The 1,577-nt window shown below is 57.6% G+C and carries 1 protein-coding gene; it reads left to right on the forward strand.

What is annotated here, in order from left to right; translation table 11 throughout:
- The first annotated feature begins 62 nt into the window (after nucleotides 1-62).
- The gene (locus H1B37_RS32785; RefSeq protein ID WP_182871481.1) at nucleotides 63-1,391 is read left to right on the forward strand and encodes a transposase; all 1,329 of its coding nucleotides are present in this window, start codon (nucleotides 63-65) and stop codon (nucleotides 1,389-1,391) included.
- Nucleotides 1,392-1,577: the final 186 nt, after the last annotated feature.

Consider the following 1,577-nt stretch of genomic DNA (forward strand, 5'->3'; position numbering starts at 1 on the left):
GAGGTCGTGATTTTTTACAGAATGCCCCTGTTCGCAAGAATGCACCGCGCTAAATTCGTGTTATGCCTGAAACTTATCGAACCCAGCGTGGGAAAGCCCGCACCCAGCGGCCCGAACGGAACCAAGTCGAGATGCAGTTGCTCTCGCTCGATCAACTCATCGACGCCGAGCATCGCGTCCGTGTCATCTGGCAGTACGTCGAGTCCCTCGACCTGTCGGAGCTGTATCGGCCCATCAAAGCAACGGTCGACAACGTCGGCCGCAACCCGGTCGATCCGCAAATTCTCTTTGCCCTCTGGCTGTTTGCCACGATCGAAGGTCTCTCCAGTGCCCGCAAGCTCGACGAATTGACCAAGCGTGATCTTCCTTACATGTGGATCTGCGGTGGCGTTTCGGTCAACTATCACCTGCTCAGTGACTTCCGCGTCGATCATGGCGATCTGCTCGATCGAATTTTGACCGACTCGATCACGGTGCTGTTGCGCAACGATCTGATCACCCTGGAGACGATCGGCCAGGACGGGATGCGGGTGCGAGCTTCGGCAGGCAGCGGGTCATTCCGAACGCAAGACGGACTCAAGAAGGCTCACCAGGTGGCCAAAGAACACGTCGATCGCTTGAAGGAAAACGATCAAGACCCCGGTGAGAACGAGCGTCGACGTGTCGCCGCGCAGAAGCGAGCCGCTCGAGAGAAACTCGAACGAATTGAAGCGGCTCAGCTTGAGATGGAAGACATGCAGGAGAAGTACAAAAAGCGTGGCGGCGGTAAAGCCCAACGCAGCGAGCCGCGGGCTTCGACGACCGATCCCGAAGCACGCCGAACCAAGATGGGCGACGGCGGTACCCGGCCGGCGATGAACGTTCAGTTCGCCAGCGATGGCGACGCCAAGATGATTGTCGGTGTCGATGTGACCAGCCAAGGCAGCGACAACGGGTTGATGAAGCCGATGTACGACGAGGTCGTTGATCGTTACTCGGTGACGCCCAAGGAGTACCTCGTCGATGGTGGCTTCACCAAGAACGACGACATCACTCATTTGGAACAACAAGGCACCGCAGTGCTTGCTCCGTTGTACGGCGAAAAAAAGCAGCTCGATGCGGGCAAGGATCCTTACGCGGCTCGGGCGAGTGAAAGCGATGAAATGGCTGCTCACCGGGCGCGGATGGGGACGCCCGAGGCGAAAGAACGTTACCAGCGTCGCAGCGCGATCGCCGAGTTTCCCAACGCTGACTGTCGCAATCGGAATCTGACGCAGTTCCGAGTCCGTGGCTTAATCAAAGCGAAAGCTCAAACGCTCTGGCATGTCCTGGCGTTCAACTTGCTGCGGATGAGAAACCTGTACTGCCCGCTGCGCGAGAAGAGCTATTTGGAGGTTGTGATGGGAAGTTGAGCAGTGAGAGGGAGGGAATCGGACGCCAAGGGGAGCTTTGCAGAGGCCTCGTGAGCTTTCCGTAGCGACTCGCAGCCCGCGTGACGCCAGAAGCACACGATTCCGACGTCCTCAAAGCCAACCAAAATCAAAAATCTCCCCGAGAGCAAACCTCAAGGTCCGATTCCTTCAATAAATCACGACCTC

It is taken from the genome of Stieleria mannarensis (genome assembly GCF_014154935.1).
Taxonomy (GTDB): Bacteria; Planctomycetota; Planctomycetia; order Pirellulales; family Pirellulaceae; genus Stieleria; species Stieleria mannarensis.